This window comes from Marivivens aquimaris (genome assembly GCF_015220045.1).
GTDB classification, from domain to species: domain Bacteria; phylum Pseudomonadota; class Alphaproteobacteria; order Rhodobacterales; family Rhodobacteraceae; genus Marivivens; species Marivivens aquimaris.
Window position 1 is genome coordinate 593,224 of record NZ_JADBGB010000001.1, and the last position, 20,190, is coordinate 613,413.

The following is a 20,190-nucleotide window of genomic DNA, read 5'->3' on the forward strand; positions in this document are numbered from 1 at the left end:
TATTTTCAGTCCGAACAGTCTGCGCCGTGCCCGCATTTTGGCCCGAAGCGCAGCGAAATTTTCCCATTAATAAGCGCCATCATCCACCACATCCCGGGCCACTAGCCCGGCGTTTTTCGAGGGCGCAGGACATGAACGCAGACGAGTTCGGCTTTGGCACGCAGATCCGTAAATCTCCTTATTTCGACGCTACTGTGCGTTGGGGTGCCAAGGGATTTTCCGTTTATAACCATATGTATATCCCGCGTGACTTCGGTGATCCGGAGCAGAACTTCTGGAACCTCGTGAACGATGCGATCCTGTGCGATGTGGCCGTCGAACGTCAGGTCGAGATCACCGGACCCGATGCTGCGAAGTTCGTGCAGATGCTGACCCCGCGTGATCTGTCGACGGTGGCGGTCGGTCAATGCAAATACATCCTGATTACCAACGCGGACGGCGGTATTCTGAACGATCCGATCCTGCTGCGACTGGCTGAAAACCACTTCTGGATCTCGCTTGCTGACAGCGACATCCTGCTTTGGGCGCAGGGCGTTGCCGTGCACGCTGGCCTCGACGTGTCGATCTGTGAGCCGGACGTGTCGCCGCTCCAGCTACAGGGGCCGAAGTCGGGCGAGGTGATGCGCGCGCTCTTCGGTGACGAGATCATGGACCTCAAATACTACTGGCTGCGCGAGGTCGAACTCGACGGTATGCCGCTCATCGCGTCCCGCACCGGCTGGTCGAGCGAACTGGGCTACGAGATTTACCTGCGTGACGGTAGCTGCGGCGAGGCACTTTGGGAGCGGATAATGGCTGCAGGGATGGAGTTCGGCCTGAAGCCCGGCCACACCTCGTCCATTCGCCGGATCGAGGGCGGGATGCTGTCCTATCACGCCGACGCCGACATCCACACCAACCCCTTCGAGCTTGGTCTTGGCCGACTGTGCAACCTCGATATGGAGGCCGACTTCATCGGCAAAGCCGCGCTGCGCCGTATCAAAGAGCAGGGTATTACCCGCAAACAGATCGGCCTCATCATCGACGCCGCACCGCTGAGCGGACCGAACACCAGCTTCTGGCAGATCAACTCGGGCGGCAACGAGGTGGGCAAGGTCACTTCGGCCATCTACTCGCCGCGCCTTGGTCAGAACATCGCGCTCGCGATGGTGGCAATCGAACACGCAGAGATCGGAAGCCAGCTCGAGGTTGTTCTGCCGTCAGGCCCGACGGTCGCGACGGTCGTCGAAGTTCCTTTCTTCGACCCGAAGAAATCGCTCGCCGCCGCCTGATCCGCTTTGGGCAATCTGGAACTGCACATTCTCTGAGGCCATATGACCGATATCCTGCTGCGCGAATGCGATGCCGACGGCATCCTGCGCCTGACCCTGAACAACCCCGCCAAGCGCAACGCCTTGTCAGAGGCGATGCTGGCCGCACTGACGGGTGCATTCGCCGAAGCAGGCCGCGATCCTGCGGTGCGTGTCATTATCCTTGCGGCCAATGGTCCCGCGTTCAGCGCGGGTCATGACCTCAAGGAGATGACCGCTGGACGGTGCGGTGATGACCGCGGGCGGGCGTATTTCACCAAGGTGCTCGGCGATTGCTCTGCCATGATGCAGGGCATCGTCAATTGCCCCAAACCGGTGATCGCCGAGGTGACAGGCATCGCCACGGCGGCGGGGTGCCAGCTCGTGGCAAGCTGCGATCTGGCGATTGCGGCGGATACCGCAGCCTTCAGCACACCGGGGGTGCACATCGGCCTCTTTTGTTCGACGCCGATGGTCGCGCTGTCGCGCAATGTGGCCAACAAGCACGCGATGGAGATGCTGCTGACGGGCGATATGACCTCTGCCGCCCGCGCGGCAGAAATCGGTCTGGTGAACCGCAGTGTGCCGCCGGATGCGCTGCGCGAAGAGGTCATGTCCGTCGCCCGCAAGATCGCGTCGAAATCCGCCCTGACCGTCGCGACAGGCAAGCGTGCGTTCTATGCGCAATCCGAAATGAGCCTCGCTGAAGCCTACGACTATGCGGCGCAGGTCATGGTCGACAATATGCTGGCGCGCGATGCGGAGGAAGGAATTAGCGCCTTCATCGAAAAACGCACCCCCGAATGGCAGGACGCCTGATGAACCCCTACAATGCCGACCTTGACCGCAACCCTGCGAACTACCAGCCGCTGACCCCGATCGGTTTTCTGGAGCGTGCGGCGACGGTTTTTCCAGACCATACGGCGATTGTGCATGGCGCGTTGCGGCGCAGCTACGCCGAATTCTATGCCCGCTCGCGGCGGTTGGGCTCGGCCTTGGCGCAGGCAGGGATGGGGCGCGGCGATACCGTGTCGGCACTGCTCGCAAACACGCCCGCAATGCTGGAGTGCCACTACGGCGTTCCGATGTGCGGCGCGGTGCTGCACGCGATCAACACGCGGCTCGATGCTGCGATCATCGCGTTCCAGCTCGATCACGCACTGTCCCGCTTCGTCATCGTCGATTCAGAGTTCCTGCCACTGCTGACCGCTGCACTACAACTCTGCGCGGCCAAGCCGGCAGTCATCGTCTACGATGATCCGGAGTTTGACGGCCCGCGCCTTGCGACGGCCGCTACCGACTATGAGGACTTCCTCGCCACGGGTGACCCCGATTTCGCGTGGCTCATGCCGGAGGACGAATGGGACGCCATTGCGATCAGCTACACTTCGGGAACGACGGGCGATCCAAAGGGTGTCGTGACGCATCACCGTGGTGCCTATCTGCTGGCCCAAGGCAATGCGCTGACCGCGAGCATGGCGAAGCATTCGGTCTACCTGTGGACCCTGCCGATGTTCCACTGCAACGGCTGGTGCTTCCCGTGGACGCTGTCGGCCATCATCGGCACCCACGTCTGCCTTCGCCAGGTCAGGGCAGAGCCGATCTGGGCCGCGCTGGCGGACGAAGGCGTGACCCATCTGTGCGGTGCGCCGATTGTGATGTCGCTGATGATTTCTGCGCCCGACACGGTAAAGCGCGACCTTCCGCAGCCGGTTCAGTTCTTCACCGCAGCCGCGCCGCCGCCGGAAAAACTGCTCGCCGCGATGAAGGACGCGGGTTTCGACATCACCCACCTCTACGGCCTGACCGAAACCTATGGCCCTGCGGTTGTCAACGACTGGCACAGCGCATGGTCCGAATTGCCGAGCGCGGAGCAGGCCCGCCTCAAATCCCGTCAGGGCGTGCGCTATCTACCGCTTGAAGGTCTGGATGTGCTGGACCCCGAAACCATGCTGCCCGTCCCGCGCGACGGCCAGACGATGGGCGAAGTGATGTTCCGTGGGAACGTCGTCATGAAAGGCTATTTCCGTAATCCGAAGGCAACGCGGGAAGCCTTCGCGGGCGGCTGGTTCCACTCCGGCGATCTGGGTGTGGTGCATCCCGACGGCTATATCCAGCTCAAGGACCGGTCCAAGGACGTCATCATTTCGGGCGGTGAGAATATCTCGTCTATCGAGGTGGAAGAGACGCTCTACCGGCACGATGCCGTGGCCGTTTGTGCCGTCGTCGCGATGCCTGACGAGAAGTGGGGCGAGACGCCCTGCGCCTTTGTCGAATTGGCCGATGGTCAGGGGGCGGATGCCGACACGCTCAAGGTCTGGTGCCGTGATCATCTGGCGCATTACAAGGTGCCGCGGCGGTTTGTTTTCGGTCCGATCCCGCGCAGCTCGACCGGCAAGATCCAGAAGTTCGCGCTACGCGATCAGGCGCGCGAAATGCAAGATTGGCGAATTTCCTCGTTGACATGACCCTAGGTCACTCGGAATATGCGCATACGTCAGGGGAGTCCCGCCTAGGGGACTGAGAGGCTGACAGGGGCGTTCTAAACGCCTCGGTGACGCGACCCTTTGAACCTGACCCAGTTGACGCTGGCGTAGGAAGACCGAAGGGCTATTCCGTTTTCTCCATCTACGTGGGGGCGGTCCTTTCGGGCCGCTCTTGGCCCTCGTGCGTTCGCACGTCCGGGCCATCCGGCCCCTTTCTGCCACCTGTTTCTATTGGGTCTCATCACTTTTGAGGAGACCGAAATGAAAGACACTATTCCCGCCATCACCACCGGCAGTCTGCCTGCTTCGCGCAAGGTTTATGCCCCCGGCGACATGCACGAAATCAAGGTGCCGCTGCGCGAGATCGCCATCTCGAACGAAGAGCCGCTGACGATCTACGATAGCTCGGGGCCCTACACCGATCCGTTATCGACGATCGACATTGCCACCGGCTTGGGCGAGGTGCGCGGCGGCTGGCTGCAAGCGCGCGGCGATATCGAAGAATACGATGGCCGCAGCGTGACCGATGCCGACAACGGCTTTGCCACCGGCGCCCGCCTGACGCCTGCTTTTCCTGTCCAGCGTGCGCCCCTGCGCGCGGTTGGTGATCGGGCGGTGACCCAGCTGGCCTATGCGCGCGCGGGTATCATCACCCCCGAAATGGAGTTCGTTGCGATCCGTGAAAACGAAGGCCGCCGCGCTGCGCAAACCCGCGACGGCGAGGCATTCGGTGCAGAGCTGCCTGATCTCGTGACACCTGAGTTCGTCCGCAGCGAGATTGCCGCAGGACGCGCGATCATTCCGGCGAACATCAATCACCGCGAGCTCGAGCCGATGATCATCGGTCGCAATTTCAAAGTGAAGATCAACGCCAATATCGGCAACTCGGCCGTCACCTCCAGCATGGAAGAAGAGGTCGAGAAAATGGTCTGGGCGATCCGTTGGGGCGCCGACACGGTCATGGACCTCTCCACGGGCCGAAACATCCACAACATCCGTGATTGGATCATCCGCAACGCGCCGGTCCCGATCGGCACGGTGCCGCTCTATCAGGCGCTCGAAAAGGTCGGCGGCGTGGCCGAAGACCTGACGTGGGAGATTTTCCGCGACACGTTGATCGAACAGGCGGAACAGGGCGTCGATTACTTCACCATTCATGCCGGCGTGCGGCTGCACATGATCCCGATGACCGCCAAACGCGTCACCGGCATCGTGTCACGCGGCGGCTCGATCATGGCCAAATGGTGCCTGCACCATCACCGTGAGAGCTTCCTTTACGAGCATTTCGACGAGATCTGCGACATCTGCCGCCGGTATGACGTGAGTTTCTCGCTCGGCGACGGGCTGCGCCCCGGATCCATCGCGGACGCGAATGACGAGGCGCAATTTGCCGAACTGCACACGCTGGGCGAGCTGACCAAGATCGCTTGGGCCAAGGACTGTCAGGTGATGATCGAAGGGCCGGGGCATGTTCCGATGCACAAGATCAAAGCGAACATGGACGAACAACTCAAGCACTGCCATGAAGCGCCGTTCTACACGCTCGGGCCGCTGACCACGGACATCGCGCCGGGTTATGACCACATCACCAGCGCGATTGGCGCGGCGATGATCGGTTGGTTCGGTACGGCTATGCTCTGCTACGTCACGCCCAAGGAACACCTTGGTCTGCCTGACCGCGACGACGTGAAGACCGGTGTGATCACCTACAAACTCGCGGCTCATGCCGCCGATCTGGCCAAGGGCCATCCCGGTGCGCAAAGGCGCGATGACGCGCTAAGCCGCGCCCGGTTCGAGTTCCGCTGGGAGGACCAGTTCAACCTCGGGCTCGATCCTGACACTGCGCGCGAGATGCACGACCAGACGATGCCTGCCGAGGCGCACAAGGTCGCGCATTTCTGTTCGATGTGCGGGCCGAAATTCTGCTCGATGCGGATCAGCCACGACATTCGTGCCGAAGCCGAAAAGCAGAAGGGCATGGAGGACATGGCCGCGAAATTCCGCGAGGCTGGCGCGCTTTACGTCCCGGCGGAGGACGCGTGATGATCTCGGTTCTGGGTGCGGGCGTGGCGGGGCTTTGCGCCGCCACAGCCCTGTCCGAGGCGGGCTTTGCGGTCGAGGTTATCGAGGCCGAAGGCGCACCGAGTCCTGCGTCGCTCTTGGCTGGCGGGATGCTTGCACCTTTTTGCGAAGGTGAAAGCGCCCCTGACGCCATCGTCACGCAGGGGCAGGCGGCAACCGACTGGTGGGCGGCACATGTGCCGGATGTGCAGCGGAGAGGCACGCTCGTTCTTGCGGCCTCGCGCGATACCGCAGAGCTTGACCGCTTTGCCCGCGCCACGCGCGCGCATTGTTGGGTTGATCCCGGATCGCTTGAGCCCGACCTCGCGGGCCGCTTTGCGCGGGGCCTATTTTTCGAAACCGAGGCCCACATGGACCCGCGAGCGGCGCTAGCCAGTCTGCGTGCCAATCTACGCGCACGCGGCGTTTCCATTCACGATGCAACGCCGTCGGGCCGGATTGTCGATTGCCGCGCCATGGCTGCCAGATCCAGCCTGAACGACCTGCGTGCTGTGCGCGGCGAAATGGTCGAAGTGGTCACGCCTGACGTCGAGCTAAGCCGCACTGTACGCCTGCTGCATCCTCGCTTCCCCTGTTACATCGTGCCGCGCGGACACGGGCGTTACATGATCGGTGCCACGATGGTCGAAAGCGCTAACGCAGGCACGATCACGGCGCGGGCGGTGATGGAATTGCTCTCCGCCGCGTACACCGTCCATCCCGCCTTTGCAGAGGCAGAGGTTGTGACAACCGAAGCGGGGCTGCGTCCCGCATTTCCCGACAACATCCCTGCTATTCGGCGCATCGGCGAGCGTATCTACGTCAACGGCATGTATCGCCACGGTTTTCTGATGGCACCCGTTTTGGCCGTCCAGCTTGCCCAGATGATGACAGAGGAGCTTGCCCATGCAGATTGATCTGAACGGCGCGCCGGTCGCGACAGCTGCCGAGACCTTGGCCACGCTGATCGACGAACATGGCTTTGACGCCGCCTCGGTCGCTACAGCTCTCGATGGTGTCTTCGTTCCTCGTCCACTGCGGTCGAAAACTCCACTGCACCGCGGGGCAAAGGTCGAAGTTCTATCTCCGATGCAGGGGGGCTGACGGATGTTCTACGGAACCGAATTGAACAGCCGCTTGATGCTGGGGACGGCGCAATATCCGTCGCCTCAAATCCTTCGCGATGCAATCACCGCTTCTGGAACCGAGGTTATTACGGTTTCCCTGCGACGCGAAGGGCAGGGCGGCGAGGCTTTTCGCGAAATCCTGCGGGAAAGCGGCTGCCGCATTCTGCCCAATACCGCCGGATGCCACAGCGTCCGCGAGGCTGTCACCACCGCGCAGATGGCGCGCGAACTCTTTGGCACATCATGGATTAAACTCGAGGTGATCGGCCACGCCGACACGTTGCAGCCCGATCCGTTCGCCTTGGTCGAGGCTGCGCGTATCCTTTGCGCCGATGGCTTCGAGGTGTTTCCCTACACGACCGAAGACCTCATCGTCGGCGAGCGCCTGCTGGAGGCAGGGTGCCGCGTATTGATGCCGTGGGGCGCACCGATCGGATCGGGGCAGGGGCTGCGCAACATCGAAGGGTTGCGCACGATGCGCACCCATTTCGCGGGCGTTCCTCTGGTGATCGACGCAGGCATCGGCGCGCCGTCGCAGGCGATGGCGGCGATGGAGATGGGCTTTGATGCGGTGCTTCTGAACACCGCCGTGGCCAAGGCGCTCGATCCCGTCGCGATGGCACGGGCCTTTGGTCAAGCCGTCACCGCAGGGCGTGCGGCGTACACTGCGGGCCTGATGCCGCGGCGCGACATGGCTGCCGCATCGACCCCGATTTTCGGACAGGCGGTGCTGGCATGACGGCGCTCGACCCGTTTTACCTGATCGTCGACGATGCCGACTTGCTGGAGCGGTTGGTGCCGCTGGGCGTCCGGCTCGTGCAACTGCGGATCAAGGACCGCCCCGAAGATGCTATCCGCGACCAGATCAAGCGGGCGCAGGTCTGCTGCGCGGCGCATGGCGCACAGCTTGTCGTTAATGACTACTGGCAGCTTGCGATTGAGCTGAATTGCGATTTCGTCCATCTTGGCCAAGAGGACATGGATACGGCGGACTTTGATGCTCTGCGACGGGCCGAGGTCCGTTTCGGCCTGTCGACCCATGACGAAGTCGAGCTTGCCCGTGCGCTGGGCCAAAAGCCCGCCTATGTCGCGCTCGGACCTGTCTATCCGACTTTACTCAAACAGATGAAATGGGGGCCGCAGGGGCTGGACCGTGTGCGGCAATGGCGTCAGCTCGCGGGCTCCGTTCCGCTGGTTGGGATCGGAGGGCTGGTGCCGGAACGCTTGCCAAACCTCTTCGCCGCAGGCGCCGACAGCGCGGCGGTCGTGACGGATATCAAGATGGCTGAAGACCCAGAAGCGCGCTGCCGTGAGTGGATCGCGGTCACGCGGGAGTATTGCAAATGAACCGCTACATCCGGCAAAGCTGCCTGCCCGGAGTCGGCGACGATGGTCAGGCAAAGCTGGCGCGCGCGCACGTTCTGGTCGCGGGGGCAGGCGGACTCGGGTCAACGCTGCTGCCGTTGTTGGTAGGTGCGGGCGTGGGGCAGATCACGGTTTACGACCCCGACGTGGTGGAGGTGCACAACCTGCATCGCCAAACACTTTATCGCATGAGCGATGTAGGCCAACCCAAGGTGCTTTGCGCCGCGCAGCACCTACGGGCGCTGAACCCCGATTGCAGTGTGACGGCGGTGGTCGCGAGGCTCAATCCCGAAACGGCACAGTCCGAGATTGCAAGCGCCAATCTGGTCATCGACGCGGCCGACAACTTCGCGGTGAGCTACGCGCTCTCGGATCTTTGCCTTGCGACCGCAAAGCCTTTGGTCAGCGCGTCCGTCATTGGTCGACAGGGGTATGCAGGCGGGTTTTGCGGCGGCACGCCCAGCCTACGTGCGGTCTTTCCCGACCTGCCGCCGACCGCGGGCAATTGTTCCAGCGCGGGGGTCATGGGGCCAGCCGTCGCGACGCTCGGGGCAATGCAGGCGCAAATGGCGCTTTCGATCCTGCTCGGGCATGAGCCATCGCCGCTCGGGTCGATCATGTCGGTCGACTTTTCAAACTGGCGCACCTCGCAGTTTCGCTTTGACGGGGCGCCGGAGCCTGAGGCGGTATGTCCAAGCATCATTTCGCGCGCTGCGGTCGGTGGTACGGATATCCTTGTCGATTTGCGGAGGGAAAGCGTGCCTGACCCGCAGAGCCTCTCGCTCCGCTCCGATCAGCGGATCGTCTTTGTCTGCGCGAGCGGCTTGCGGGCATGGCGTGCCGCACGGATATTCAATGACGCTGGGCACAGCCAAGTTGCAATCTGCGCGGAAGGAGAGTGATGCCTCGGGTTCTTTTCATCGGCGGCACGGATTCCAGCGGGGGGGCGGGGCTTGCCCGCGACATTGCAACAGCCGCGCAGATGGGAGCGGAGGCGTGCCTCGCCGTCACGGCGGTGACGGCCCAGACGGATGACGCCGTACACTCTGTTCGGCTGATGTCATGCGGTGATGTGGCGCTTCAGGTCAAAGCGGCGGGAGAGGTCGGTGCGGTAAAGGTCGGGATGCTGGGCGCCGCAGCAGTTGTCTCAGCCGTCGCTACGGCGCTGCCCTCGGTGCCATTGGTCCTCGATCCCGTGCTCGCGTCGAGTTCGGGAACTGCGCTGCTTGATGAGGACGGCGTGGACACATTGATCGCGGAGCTTTTGCCCCGCACGACGCTGCTGACGCCGAACCTGCCGGAACTCGGGATGTTAGCCGCCCGTCTTGGTTTCGACGAGAATACTGAGGAGGCCGAACGTGTCCGCGTTCTAATCATGCGCGGTTGCGGCGCGATTCTTGTGAAGGGCGGTCACGCAGAGGACGACGCCTTTTGCGAAGACAGGCTGCATCTGCCGAGCGGCGAGATCATGAAGTTTCGCGGCCCACGGTTTGGCTTCCCAATGCGCGGTACCGGATGCCAACTCGCCAGCGCGATCGCGGTCGGGCTGGCTGAGGGTGCTGACCTTGGCACGGCCGTGCAAGACGCCCGTGCTCAGGTCGAGATGCGGTTCCGGATGCGTGAGCGGTCGCTTAATGCGCGCGTTTGAACGCGGCGGTCGCCACGCCCATTGCGACCAAGGCTCCACCGCCCAGACATGAGAACCACGCCAGAACCGACGGGCGGGCCACCTTTGCCCGCAATTTGTCCGCCAAGAGCGCATAAGCCAGCGCATTGATGGCGGCTAGTCCAACGAAGGTCACGACGAGGATAGTGAACTGCGGCAGCAGGGGCGCGTCCAGGACGACGAATTGCGGCACGAACGCGATGAAGAACACGATGGATTTCGGGTTAAGCGCCGTCACTGCGGCGGCATGGCCGAACACGCTCCGCGCGCTGGTTTGCGACACCCGCTCCAGATCGCCGAGTGAGGCTGTCGATGCGCTTCGGAACAGTTTGACGCCAAGGAAAACAAGGTAAACCGCGCCGATCCACTTCAGGGCGGTAAACAAAGTCGCCGAGGCAAGGACCAGCGCCCCCAAACCGGCGAGCGACGCGGACATGGCGATGAAGTCACCCAGAGCAACGCCGCCCACGGTCGCAAGGGCGACCCGTTTGCCTTGGCTGATGGCGTAGCTGAGAACGAGCAGGACGGTCGGTCCCGGAATGAGCAAGAGCGCTGTGGAGGCCGCGACGAAAGCCAGCCAAATCTGAAAATCCATGAATACACCTTTCCAACTATAAGTTGAGCCAGCCATAGGGGCGGAAAGCTGTAAAGGGGTGAATTCGTGTTCAGGAGAACATGATGGAGCAGCACCCATGGGGGGCGGACCTCCGCAAAACGCCTCTTCGCCCATTTACCTGACTATTTTGGTATGCTATTTGCCGCCCTGTCGAGTCGCCATCCAGACCTCCTCGGTCAAGACAGCCTGTTTTCGACACAGTCAAACGCTGCAAAATAAACCGAGGGACATATGCGCAATCTGCGACAGCAGCCGCTCGCGGCTCAACACGGCTTTTCCGTACCGACCACTTCACTCTTGGGTGCTTCGCTGACCGCGATGGCATTTGCCACCGGCGCGATGGCGCAGGACACCGATACCACGATAATGCTTCCGACCGTCGAGGTCGAAACCACTCAGGTCCAGCCCGCACAACAGAGCGTTCCGGCTGCCGCGCCGCGCCGTACTGCTGCGCCCGCCGCGCCGCAGGTTTGCACGCCCGAACTGGCGGGAACGCCGGTTTGCGCAGCGCAGGAAGCCGCAGAGGCAGCCGCTGCCGCCGAAGCCGCTGCCGTTGCTGCCGCCGAAGCGAAAGCTCGCGCGGGCACCAATCCCAATGCCGACCCAGATGCGCCGTTCCGCGCCGAGACGCTGACCAACTCGCGCCTGCCGGGGCCGGTTCTGGACACGCCGCGCACCGTCACAGCGATCACGCAGGAAACGATCGAGACGACAGGCACCACCGCTATCCGAGAACTGGCCCGTAGTACGCCGGGCATTTCGCTGGGCTTCGGTGAGGGTGGCAGCTCGTTCGGGGACAACATCTATATTCGTGGTTTCAAGGCCAACAACGACATCTACGTCGACGGCGTGCGTGATCCGGGTATCTCGGTCCACGAGACCTTCAACACAGAGCAGGTCGAAGTCGTCAAAGGTCCGGCCGGTTCGGTCGGCGGACGGGGCACCACTGGCGGTGCGCTGAACATCGCAACGAAAAAGCCGCAGGACGTTGATTTCACCGAGCTTGCGACCACCGTCACCGATGCGGGCACCACCCGCCAGACGGTCGACACGAACTGGGCGGTCAGCGACGACCTTCAGGTCCGCGTCAACGGTATGATCCAGAACGGCGAAGTCGCGGGGCGCGAGAGCCTCATCGACGACCGCCGCGGTCTTTCGGCTGCGCTGCGTTACCAAGCCGCGCCGAACGTGACGGTTGAAGCGGACTACACCCACACGGAAATCGAACAGACGCCGGATTGGGGCGTTCCCTATATCGCTGATGGCGACGAGACCGACGGCATCGACATCCCGAACGGCCCCGTGACCGAATTCGGCGTCGACCGTGACACATTCTACGGCGTTGCGGGACGGGATTATCAGGAAACAACGCAAGACGTCGCGACCGCGCGTGTCATTTGGGACATCTCGCCCGACATGACGCTGACCAACACGCTGCGTGGGTCGACCTCGATCAACGATTACGTGCTGACCGCACCGAGCAGCGTTTCGGACAACGGCTCGACCGATCCAAACGACTGGACCGTCGGTCTGAGCTTCAAGAGCCGCTATCAGGAGACGGATGTCCTCTCCAACGAAACCGAGCTGGCGGGCAAGGCCGAGGCCTTCGGTCTATCGCATAATTACATCCTCGGCGTTAGCATTTCGCAGGAAGACGTGCGTTCGACATCCTATGCCAACCTGCAATCGGAGGACTACCAGCCGCCCGCAGGTCAGAACGGTTGTACAGTAAGTGTGGTCGATCCCGATCCGACCGACTGCTGGGGCGGCGAAACGCCGACGCGCGGTGACAGCTTCACCACGACCGAGGTGCGCACTACGTCCGTCTATGCGCTCGACACCGTGGATATCACCGACAAAGTCAGCGTGACCGCCGGTCTGCGGGTCGACAACTACTCCATCTCGCGTTCGGGCGTTGGCTGGACGGGCGATGCCTACGACTATGCCCGTGAAGACACGATGGTGAACGGCAACCTTTCTGCCAACTACAAGCCGCGGGAAAACGTCACCTTCTACGGCGCTTACTCGACCTCGACCAACCCGATGGGGCAGGAGATCGCAGCGGGTGGCGGCTACTATGGCGGTCTGGACGAAGGCGGCATGGCGCTCGCTCCCGAGCAGAACACCTCGCTCGAATTCGGCGCGAAGTACGAGTATCAGGACGATCTGCTTCTGACCGCTGCACTGTTCCGCACGACCAAGGACAATGCCCGCGAAGACATCGGCCCGCGCGGCGCTTCGGTCACCTATGACACGCTGGAATACATGGTGCAGGGTGTCGAACTTGGCGTGAGCGGCAAGCTTAACGACCGGATCGGCCTCTTTGGTGGCGCGGTGTGGATGGAGAGCGAAGTGCTCGACAGCCAAGATCCCGAAGCCATCGGCCAGTCGGTTCCGACAATTGCGCACGAGCAGTTCAACTTGCTGACCACCTATGACTTCACCGAGGACTTCATGCTCGGCGTTCAGGTCAACTACACAGGTGAGCGCGACCTCGGCACTTCCACGCCGAACGGTAATACGCTGCCGTCCTACACCACCTTCGACATCGTCGGCGAATACGCCTTCAACGATACGACGGGTGTGCGCTTCGGTGTCTCGAATGCCACCGATCAGACCTACTACGACACCGCGTACCGTTCGGGCGAGCCGTTCACCTACGTCGCTCCGGGCCGTGAGGTCTGGGCCACGCTGGAAATGAAGTTCTGATCCGAAATGGAGGGGCGGGTCCGCTCGCCCCTCGCATCCAAAACAGAGGGGTGAGCCATGCTCGTTACCATTCCCGAGGTATTCACCAAGGACGAAGTCCGCAGCATCCGCGATCTGCTAGATCAGGCGGATTGGGATGACGGCCGTAAAACCGCTGGCGCTCAATCGCAGTCCGTGAAGGCTAATCAGCAGCTGCCTGCAACCGGTGAGACGGCGCAGAAACTCGGTCAGCTGATCCTGAACCGACTTGGCGAAACCCCTTTGTTCCTATCGGCGGCATTGCCCCTGCGGTTCTTGCCGCCGATGTTCAACAAATACGAGGTCGGCGAGACGTTCGGTGTCCATGTCGACAATGCGATCCGCGTCAATCCGCACACCGCGGAGCGGCTGCGGACTGACCTGTCGATGACCATCTTTTTCTCTGAGCCGGACGAATACGACGGCGGCGTTCTTCAGGTGGAGGATCACTACGGCACGCAAGAGGTCAAACTCCCAGCGGGCGATATGGTACTCTATCCGTCGACGTCCTTGCATCAGGTCACGCCCGTCACGCGCGGCGCGCGGGTGTCGTCGTTCTTCTGGCTGCAAAGCATGGTGCGGTCGGACCAGCAGCGCTCGATCCTGTTCGACCTCGACCAGACCATCCAGACGCTTGCGATGCAGTCCGGTGTCGAGGACCCGCAGGTCGTCCGCCTGACCGGTATTTACCACAACATGATCCGTGAATGGAGCGAGGTATGAACCGCCTTTGGTACGCCGCATCCGCGTCAATCTTTGCTACGCCAGCCGCTGCGCAGAGCATGGAAAGCCTATCCGATTGGCTGGCGGAGGCCGGACAGGACCACATGAGCCCCGTCGGCATGTACCTCGCTGCCGACATCGTGGTCAAAGGCGTCATGGTCACGCTCTTCGTCGCCTCAGTGCTTGTCTGGGCGGTGTTCATAGCCAAGCTTCTGTCGCTGGGCGCGGCCAAAGCGCGCCTGCGGCGCGGGTATCGCAACCTTGACGAACGTGGCACGCTGGAAGGCGTCCGCGTTAAAGGCCGCGCACCGATGAATTTCATGATCCGCACAGCGCAGGAAGAACGTGATCGCTCGGCCAGAGGCAGCGTGGACGGCACCAAGGAGCGCACAGAAAACGCACTCAGCCGTATCGAAACGGGTGCCGCGCGCAAAGCCAGTGCAGGAACGGCGCTTCTGGCGATCACCGGCTCCTCGGCGCCTTTCATAGGCCTTTTCGGCACGGTCTGGGGCATCATGAACAGCTTCATTTCGATTGCCGAAACCAACACCACCAACCTCGCCGTCGTCGCGCCGGGCATTGCGGAAGCTCTGCTCGCCACGGCCATCGGCCTCGTCGCGGCAATCCCTGCGGTCATTTTCTACAACCTGCTGGCCCGCTCCATCAGTGGCTATCGGGTGATGCTCGGGGACGCCTCGGCGCTGGTCTATCGCACGCTCTCCCGCGATCTCGACCTCGCGAAATCGCACGCGCGCGCGCCCATCATCGCTGCGGCGGCGGAGTAAGTCATGGGCGCGAAACTCGGTGGCGACGACTTCGATGATCTGGGCGAAAGCGCGGAGATCAACATCACGCCATTCATCGACGTCATGTTGGTGCTGTTGATCATCTTCATGGTCGCAGCGCCGCTATCGACCGTCGACATTCCCGTCGAACTGCCCGTCGCGGTCGCCGATGCGCCTGTCAGGCCGTCGGAGCCGGTGTTCATCACGATCGAAGAGGATCTCTCCATCTCCGTCGGCGACTATCCCGCCACGCTGGACTCGCTCGTGATGGAGGTCGGCATCGCGACCGGCATCAATCACGACGAACGCCTCTACATTCGCGCCGACAAATCGGTGCCGTACGGCGAATTGATCGGCGTGATGAATGTGCTGCGGTCAGACGGCTACCTGAAGGTCGGCCTCGTCGGCCTCGATGAAATGGGCGCTCCGCCGGAAGAGGGGGGAGCGGAATGAGCCTCGCTTACAAAGGCGGCGTGTCGCTGTTGCCGATGCTCGCCGCGACCGTCGCGTTCAGTGGTGCGGCGCATGTTGCGTTGCCAGTGGTGCTGACATCTCAGTCAGAGGAGGCAGCTCCCGCGCCACTGGAGGCCGGCGTGCAGGGCGCGATCATGTTCGATCTGTCGGACATCATCGCAGCGCCCACCGCTGCGGGTGAAGACAGCCGCGAGGTCGCCGAAGCCGAGGAGGCCGCGACCGTCACCGAAAGCCCCGAACTGGTCGACCCTGCAAAGGCGGCGGATGAACCGGTCCTCAACCAAAGCCCCTATGAGGTCGAAGACGACACCCTGAAATTCGGTGTGGCCAGCCCCGATCCGGTCGAGAATACCGAGCGCGATGCGACCGCCACTGCCGCCGAGTATGAAGAAGAGAAGGTTCACGAGCCTTCATCCACAGGTGCAACGGCTGCCGAAGCCTCAGATGCGTCCGTGTCGGGCGTCGATGCCGACCAAACGGCCGACAGCGCTCAGGCAAGCAGCGAAGGGCTTTCAGCCGCCGATGTCGAACAGATTACCGAGTGGCAGAAAGAGATCGTGCTCAAGGTCGCCCACGCCAAGTCCTATCCCGATGCGGCGCGTTCGGCGGGGATCGAGGGCGAGGTGCGCATCCGCTTCGAACTGGACCGCTACGGCAACGTGCTCGCGCGGTCGATCGAGCAGAGTTCCGGCCATGATGTGCTGGATCAAGCCGCGCTGGGCGTGATCGACGGAATTGGCAAAATGCCGACCCCGCCGAATGCGCTCGCCGGTGACAGTTTCACGCTGGTGATCCCGATCAATTATTCGATCAATAGGGGCTGAAGCCGTCGGGCACCCTGACGCAATCGCGCGTGATGTCGCCAAGTGTACGGCATCCGGTGAGGGCCATTGTGATCTCCAGCTCGTCCCTCAGCAGACGCAGCACATGGCTCACGCCGAGCGCGCCGCCCATGACAAGGCCACAGAGCACTGGCCGTCCGATCAGCACCGCGTCAGCGCCGAGGGCGATGGCCCTGAAAATATCCACACCGCGACGGATGCCTCCGTCGAAGAGCACGGGAAAACCCGCTCCGGCAGCGTGTCTGATCGCAGGCAGAACCGAGATGCTCGACGGGACACCGTCCAGCACCCGTCCGCCGTGGTTCGACACGATCAGCCCTGTCGCCCCAGCGTCCTGCAACAGCGCCACATCCCCGGGATGCATGATGCCTTTGGGCAAGACCGGCAGGGGCGCATGGCGGCAGAACCAAGCCACATCGTCCCACGTCGGCATGACATAGGCGATCCGGTCGAAAATTGGGGACCCGGTGCCCGTCAGCGGAGTAAACTGCGGAGGCTGCGCGGCTAGGTTGGGAAAGGGCAGGGAGGCAGGAAACTGAAAGCCGCAGGTAATTTCCTCATCTCTGACGCCCTTTACAGGCGCATCGACAGTCAGAACAAGGGTCTGAAAGCCTGCATCGGCGGCGAGTTGGGCTTGCGCGAGAGTGGCGTCTCGTCCTTGCCAATAAAGTTGAAACGTCTGAGCGTTTGGCCCCTCCGACCGGACGTGCGCCATCGGAACATTGGATTGTGTGCTGAGCGCCATTCCGCACCCCTGCGCCGTGGCGGCGGCAGCGGTCGCGGCCTCGCCTTGGAGGTGTAGCAATTGCTGCGCGGCCATTGGTGCCACCATTATGGGAGCAGCGAGATCCTGCCCGAGGACCGTGCACCGCGTGCCGCCGCCTCTGATATCCCTCAGGTGCCGAGGTAGAAGTTGGACGCTCGCGAGATCGGTAAAGTTCCGCTGCGCAGTCTGTCCGTCGCCAGCCGCTCCAAAAAAATAGGCCGCTGTGGCTTGGTCCAATCGCTCGCGAGCGGCACTTTCATAGCCCCGCAAAGTGCTCGGCAATGACGGGCTATCGCTCATTTTGTCAGAATGAGCTTACCCGCCCGCGTGATGCGCAAGGTATAAACCTGCCCCGCCAAGGAAATCTGAGCCAGATCTCCGCCTTGAGTAAGATCGGTCGCCGAGTAGAGGGGCAGGCCCGCCTTGTCAGATGGGCCGACGCTCCGCTCGTTATTGGGTTTCCCATCATGGTCCGATGGCAACATTTGAAGTCTCCGCTGTCTCCGGTTTCCTGGCTGAGTGCGGCGACTCTGGCTGGGTCAATTAAAGTTGACTTATTATGTCAGGAATATGCGGAGCGCAAGCGCGAGTGGGTTTATTGGAGCCAATTCGGGACGCGAAAATATTGGTAATTTTCAGTTAGGTCGTCGCGTGACGTCTCGTTGGTGAACCAAGCCGGCTCGCCTGCACAAACGTTGCCGTCAGGCGCCATCAAGCAAGACCTGTATCGACGGCGCGATTATTTTGGCGACCTCGGCACGCGAGAGTTCGGCGGTGAGTGGAACGATCACCATGTTCCGCGTCAGTACCAGCCCCATCAGCATTGACAGAACCAGACCGGCACGGCGCGCGGCCTCAGGGCCATTGCCGACCTTGGGGCCGATCACGTCGACCAGTCGGTTTTGTACGAATTGGCCGAGCTGTTCGGCTGCGTAGGTATTGGAGGCCGCGCCGCGCAAGGCCGCCATTAACGGCGGGCGGTCCTCGCTGTCTTCCCAAAGGTTCAAAAAGGCTTCGGTCAGGTTTTGACCCAAGCGATCATGGGGGCCGTCGAAAGCTGCCGTGATCCGGTCCTGCACCTCATCCGAGAGGATGAGGCTCGCGGCGAATAGGCCGTCTTTAGATTTGAAAAACTGCATGACGAGCGCAGGATCGACGCCCGCATCGCCAGCGACCTTTCGGATTGAGGTGCCGTCAAATCCGTCTCGGGCGAAACGCTTTTGCGCCGCACGCAGCACCTCGTCGCGGGTCGTGCTGGGGCCTGAACGGCGCCCGAGCTTGGGGCTGTCGGCTTTTTCTTGTCCGGACATTGATCTGTCACCGTTTCTTGGTCGCTGCGTTCCGGTCGCAAAGTACCTGTATCCGCTAATATCAACAAGTGTTGACATGCGGGGCGCGCCGATTATATCAACACACGTAGAGATGGCCCGAGTCGGAAACGGAAAGCATCAAACCGGCTCAGCCGACCTCGCCATGCAATGCGCGATCGGCAATCCAGTGAAAGGATGAGAAAATGAACAACTTCATCTACGCAAAACAGCCTGCTCCGCAGGACACCAAGGACCGCCACGGCCTGTTCACCGGCTTCAAGCCGAGCACGGTTCTTCTGCCGAAGGGTTTCCGGATCAGCGAAACCACCGCTCCGCTGACCGTGGACATCATTTATGAAAAGGACGTCGCCGTGACGCTCCGCGACGGCACCACGATCTATACCGATGTTCTGCGCCCCGTCACCGACGAGGCCGTCCCGACCATCGTGTCGTGGAGCCCCTACGGCAAAAGCCGTGGCAATGCTCCGCAGTATGATGCCCTGTTCGGCCTTCTCGGCGTGGACACCAGCCACCTGTCGGGCCTGCAAAAGTTCGAAGGCGCCGACCCTGATTGGTGGTGCGCTCGCGGTTATGCGCTGTGCCATCCTGATCCGCGCGGCTGCTATTATTCGGACGGCGACTCCCGCTGGTGGAACCGCGAAGAGGGCGAGGATTTCCACGATCTTGTCGAATGGTGCGGCACCCAGGACTGGAGCAACGGCAAAGTCGGCGCAGCCGGTAATTCGTACCTCGCCGCATCGCAGTGGTTCATGGCAGCCGAGCGTCCCGCCCACCTCGCCGCAATCGCGCCGTGGGAAGGCCTGTCGGACGTCTACCGCGACTTTGCCGTGCGTGGCGGGATCCCCGATCTGGCATTTTCCGAGGTGCTGCAAGACGCGTTCGTCGGTGACAACCAGCGCGAAGACCTGATCGGCGATGTATCGGCCCACCCGCTGCTTGATGCGCTCTGGGAGCGCCGTGGTGCCGACTTCGCCAAGATCGACGTGCCCGCTTACATCGTGGCAAGCTACACCAACACCATCCACACCCCCGGCACGTTCCGCGGATGGCGCAGCATTTCGTCGGAGCAGAAGTGGCTCCGCATTCACGGCACAATGGAATGGCCCGATTTCTACCGCATCGAGGCGCAAGAAGACCTGCTGAAGTTCTTCGACCGCTTCCTCAAAGGGCTGGAGAACGATTGGGAAGCTACCCCGACCGTCCGCTACACGCTGCACGATCTGGAAGGCAACGACCGCACCGAGTTGGCCGCTGACCAGTTCCCGCCGGCAGAGGCAGTGGCTACGCGCTTCTACCTTGATGCGGCGAACGGCGCGCTGACGACCGATGCGCCTGCCGCAGCCAGCACCAGCTATGACGCGGAAACCAGCGAAGGACTGGCCAGTTTCAGTTTGACCGTGGACAGCGACACCGCATTCATCGGCTACCCGAGCGTGCGTCTCTACGCTGCTGCGGAAGATGCGGACGATATGGACATCTTCGTTCTGCTGCAAAAGCTGGATAAGAACGGCGAGCTCCTTGAGCAGATCACCGTTCCGAACAACGGCCCCCAGATGGTCGGCATCACCCGCAACGGCGCGTCGATCCTGATCAACAAGGGCTCGAACGGGCGTCTGCGTGCCTCACTACGCAAGCTGGATATGGAGCAAAGCACCGCTGATGTTCCCGTCCAGTCCTTCGACACCGAGCAAAAGCTCACTCCCGGCGAAGTCGTGGCGATGGACATCGCGCTCTTCCCGACGGGTCTGCTGCTTTATCCGGGTGAAACGCTGCGCCTGACGATCAGCGGACAGAATGTCCTCGGCGGCGCAATGCCTGGTCACAAGGACGTCCAGCCGAACAATAAGGGCCGCCATGTGATCTACACAGGTGGAGAGACGGCCTCCTATCTGCGCATCGGCACGATGCCGTTCGTAGAAGATTGACCTAGCC

At 62.2% G+C, this 20,190-nt stretch carries 20 protein-coding genes; 16 read left to right on the forward strand and 4 right to left on the reverse strand.

Annotated elements, in window-relative coordinates; translation table 11 throughout:
• The first annotated feature begins 131 nt into the window (after positions 1-131).
• The 10 genes from IF204_RS02925 to thiD all read left to right on the forward strand — a co-directional run bounded on the left by IF204_RS02925 (position 132) and on the right by thiD (position 9,976).
• The gene (locus IF204_RS02925) at positions 132-1,271 is read left to right on the forward strand and encodes a glycine cleavage T C-terminal barrel domain-containing protein (RefSeq protein WP_194094519.1); all 1,140 of its coding nucleotides are present in this window, start codon (positions 132-134) and stop codon (positions 1,269-1,271) included.
• A 42-nt stretch (positions 1,272-1,313) separates the two neighbouring features.
• On the forward strand, positions 1,314-2,108 hold the full coding sequence (locus IF204_RS02930) for an enoyl-CoA hydratase (RefSeq protein WP_194094520.1): 795 nt from the start codon (positions 1,314-1,316) through the stop codon (positions 2,106-2,108).
• Positions 2,108-3,757: an acyl-CoA synthetase gene (locus IF204_RS02935; RefSeq protein WP_228069039.1), complete on the forward strand. Its 1,650-nt coding sequence runs from the start codon at positions 2,108-2,110 to the stop codon at positions 3,755-3,757. Before IF204_RS02930 ends, IF204_RS02935 begins: the two co-directional genes overlap by 1 nt.
• A 279-nt stretch (positions 3,758-4,036) precedes the next feature.
• Complete coding sequence (gene thiC, locus IF204_RS02940) at positions 4,037-5,818, forward strand: phosphomethylpyrimidine synthase ThiC (RefSeq protein WP_194094522.1); 1,782 nt, start codon at positions 4,037-4,039, stop codon at positions 5,816-5,818.
• Positions 5,818-6,753, forward strand: a complete 936-nt coding sequence (locus tag IF204_RS02945) for an FAD-dependent oxidoreductase (RefSeq protein ID WP_194094523.1) — start codon at positions 5,818-5,820, stop codon at positions 6,751-6,753. The genes thiC and IF204_RS02945 overlap by 1 nt, the downstream gene beginning before the upstream one ends.
• Entirely contained in the window at positions 6,743-6,940 is a 198-nt protein-coding gene (thiS, locus tag IF204_RS02950; protein WP_194094524.1) for a sulfur carrier protein ThiS, read from the forward strand. The genes IF204_RS02945 and thiS overlap by 11 nt, the downstream gene beginning before the upstream one ends.
• A 3-nt stretch (positions 6,941-6,943) precedes the next feature.
• On the forward strand, positions 6,944-7,702 hold the full coding sequence (locus IF204_RS02955) for a thiazole synthase (RefSeq protein ID WP_194094525.1): 759 nt from the start codon (positions 6,944-6,946) through the stop codon (positions 7,700-7,702).
• Positions 7,699-8,310 (forward strand): thiamine phosphate synthase, encoded by a 612-nt coding sequence (locus tag IF204_RS02960; RefSeq protein WP_194094526.1) that lies wholly within the window; start codon positions 7,699-7,701, stop codon positions 8,308-8,310. The genes IF204_RS02955 and IF204_RS02960 overlap by 4 nt, the downstream gene beginning before the upstream one ends.
• Positions 8,307-9,230, forward strand: a complete 924-nt coding sequence (locus IF204_RS02965) for a HesA/MoeB/ThiF family protein (protein ID WP_194094527.1) — start codon at positions 8,307-8,309, stop codon at positions 9,228-9,230. Before IF204_RS02960 ends, IF204_RS02965 begins: the two co-directional genes overlap by 4 nt.
• Positions 9,230-9,976 (forward strand): bifunctional hydroxymethylpyrimidine kinase/phosphomethylpyrimidine kinase, encoded by a 747-nt coding sequence (thiD, locus tag IF204_RS02970; protein ID WP_194094529.1) that lies wholly within the window; start codon positions 9,230-9,232, stop codon positions 9,974-9,976. The genes IF204_RS02965 and thiD overlap by 1 nt, the downstream gene beginning before the upstream one ends.
• On the opposite strand, the gene IF204_RS02975 is transcribed toward thiD, so the two are convergent.
• The gene (locus IF204_RS02975) at positions 9,960-10,589 is read right to left on the reverse strand and encodes a LysE family translocator (protein ID WP_194094531.1); all 630 of its coding nucleotides are present in this window, start codon (positions 10,587-10,589) and stop codon (positions 9,960-9,962) included. The two genes, thiD and IF204_RS02975, sit on opposite strands and share 17 nt — an antisense overlap.
• 252 nt (positions 10,590-10,841) lie before the next feature.
• Between IF204_RS02975 and IF204_RS02980 the strand changes: the two genes are divergently transcribed.
• From IF204_RS02980 to IF204_RS03000, 5 genes are read left to right on the forward strand one after another with little or no spacing between them, the layout of a single operon-like run.
• Entirely contained in the window at positions 10,842-13,319 is a 2,478-nt protein-coding gene (locus IF204_RS02980; protein ID WP_228069043.1) for a TonB-dependent receptor, read from the forward strand.
• A 57-nt stretch (positions 13,320-13,376) separates the two neighbouring features.
• Positions 13,377-14,060 carry a Fe2+-dependent dioxygenase gene (locus tag IF204_RS02985; RefSeq protein ID WP_194094533.1) on the forward strand — a complete coding sequence of 228 codons (684 nt, stop codon included), beginning with the start codon at positions 13,377-13,379 and terminating at the stop codon, positions 14,058-14,060.
• Complete coding sequence (exbB, locus tag IF204_RS02990) at positions 14,057-14,845, forward strand: tonB-system energizer ExbB (protein WP_194094535.1); 789 nt, start codon at positions 14,057-14,059, stop codon at positions 14,843-14,845. The genes IF204_RS02985 and exbB overlap by 4 nt, the downstream gene beginning before the upstream one ends.
• A gap of 3 nt (positions 14,846-14,848) precedes the next feature.
• Complete coding sequence (locus IF204_RS02995) at positions 14,849-15,298, forward strand: biopolymer transporter ExbD (RefSeq protein WP_194094537.1); 450 nt, start codon at positions 14,849-14,851, stop codon at positions 15,296-15,298.
• The gene (locus tag IF204_RS03000; protein WP_194094539.1) at positions 15,295-16,143 is read left to right on the forward strand and encodes an energy transducer TonB family protein; all 849 of its coding nucleotides are present in this window, start codon (positions 15,295-15,297) and stop codon (positions 16,141-16,143) included. The genes IF204_RS02995 and IF204_RS03000 overlap by 4 nt, the downstream gene beginning before the upstream one ends.
• On the opposite strand, the gene IF204_RS03005 is transcribed toward IF204_RS03000, so the two are convergent.
• The 3 genes from IF204_RS03005 to IF204_RS03015 form a co-directional block, all read right to left on the reverse strand.
• Complete coding sequence (locus tag IF204_RS03005) at positions 16,130-17,227, reverse strand: alpha-hydroxy acid oxidase (protein ID WP_194094541.1); 1,098 nt, start codon at positions 17,225-17,227, stop codon at positions 16,130-16,132. The genes IF204_RS03000 and IF204_RS03005 overlap by 14 nt on opposite strands.
• Positions 17,224-17,412, reverse strand: coding sequence for a hemin uptake protein HemP (hemP, locus tag IF204_RS20320; RefSeq protein WP_194094543.1), 189 nt, complete (start codon positions 17,410-17,412; stop codon positions 17,224-17,226). Before hemP ends, IF204_RS03005 begins: the two co-directional genes overlap by 4 nt.
• Before the next feature lie 216 nt (positions 17,413-17,628).
• Complete coding sequence (locus IF204_RS03015) at positions 17,629-18,237, reverse strand: TetR/AcrR family transcriptional regulator (protein WP_194094545.1); 609 nt, start codon at positions 18,235-18,237, stop codon at positions 17,629-17,631.
• A gap of 203 nt (positions 18,238-18,440) precedes the next feature.
• Here IF204_RS03015 and IF204_RS03020 point away from each other — a divergent pair, with 203 nt between their 5' ends.
• Positions 18,441-20,183 carry a CocE/NonD family hydrolase gene (locus IF204_RS03020; protein ID WP_194094547.1) on the forward strand — a complete coding sequence of 581 codons (1,743 nt, stop codon included), beginning with the start codon at positions 18,441-18,443 and terminating at the stop codon, positions 20,181-20,183.
• Positions 20,184-20,190: the final 7 nt, after the last annotated feature.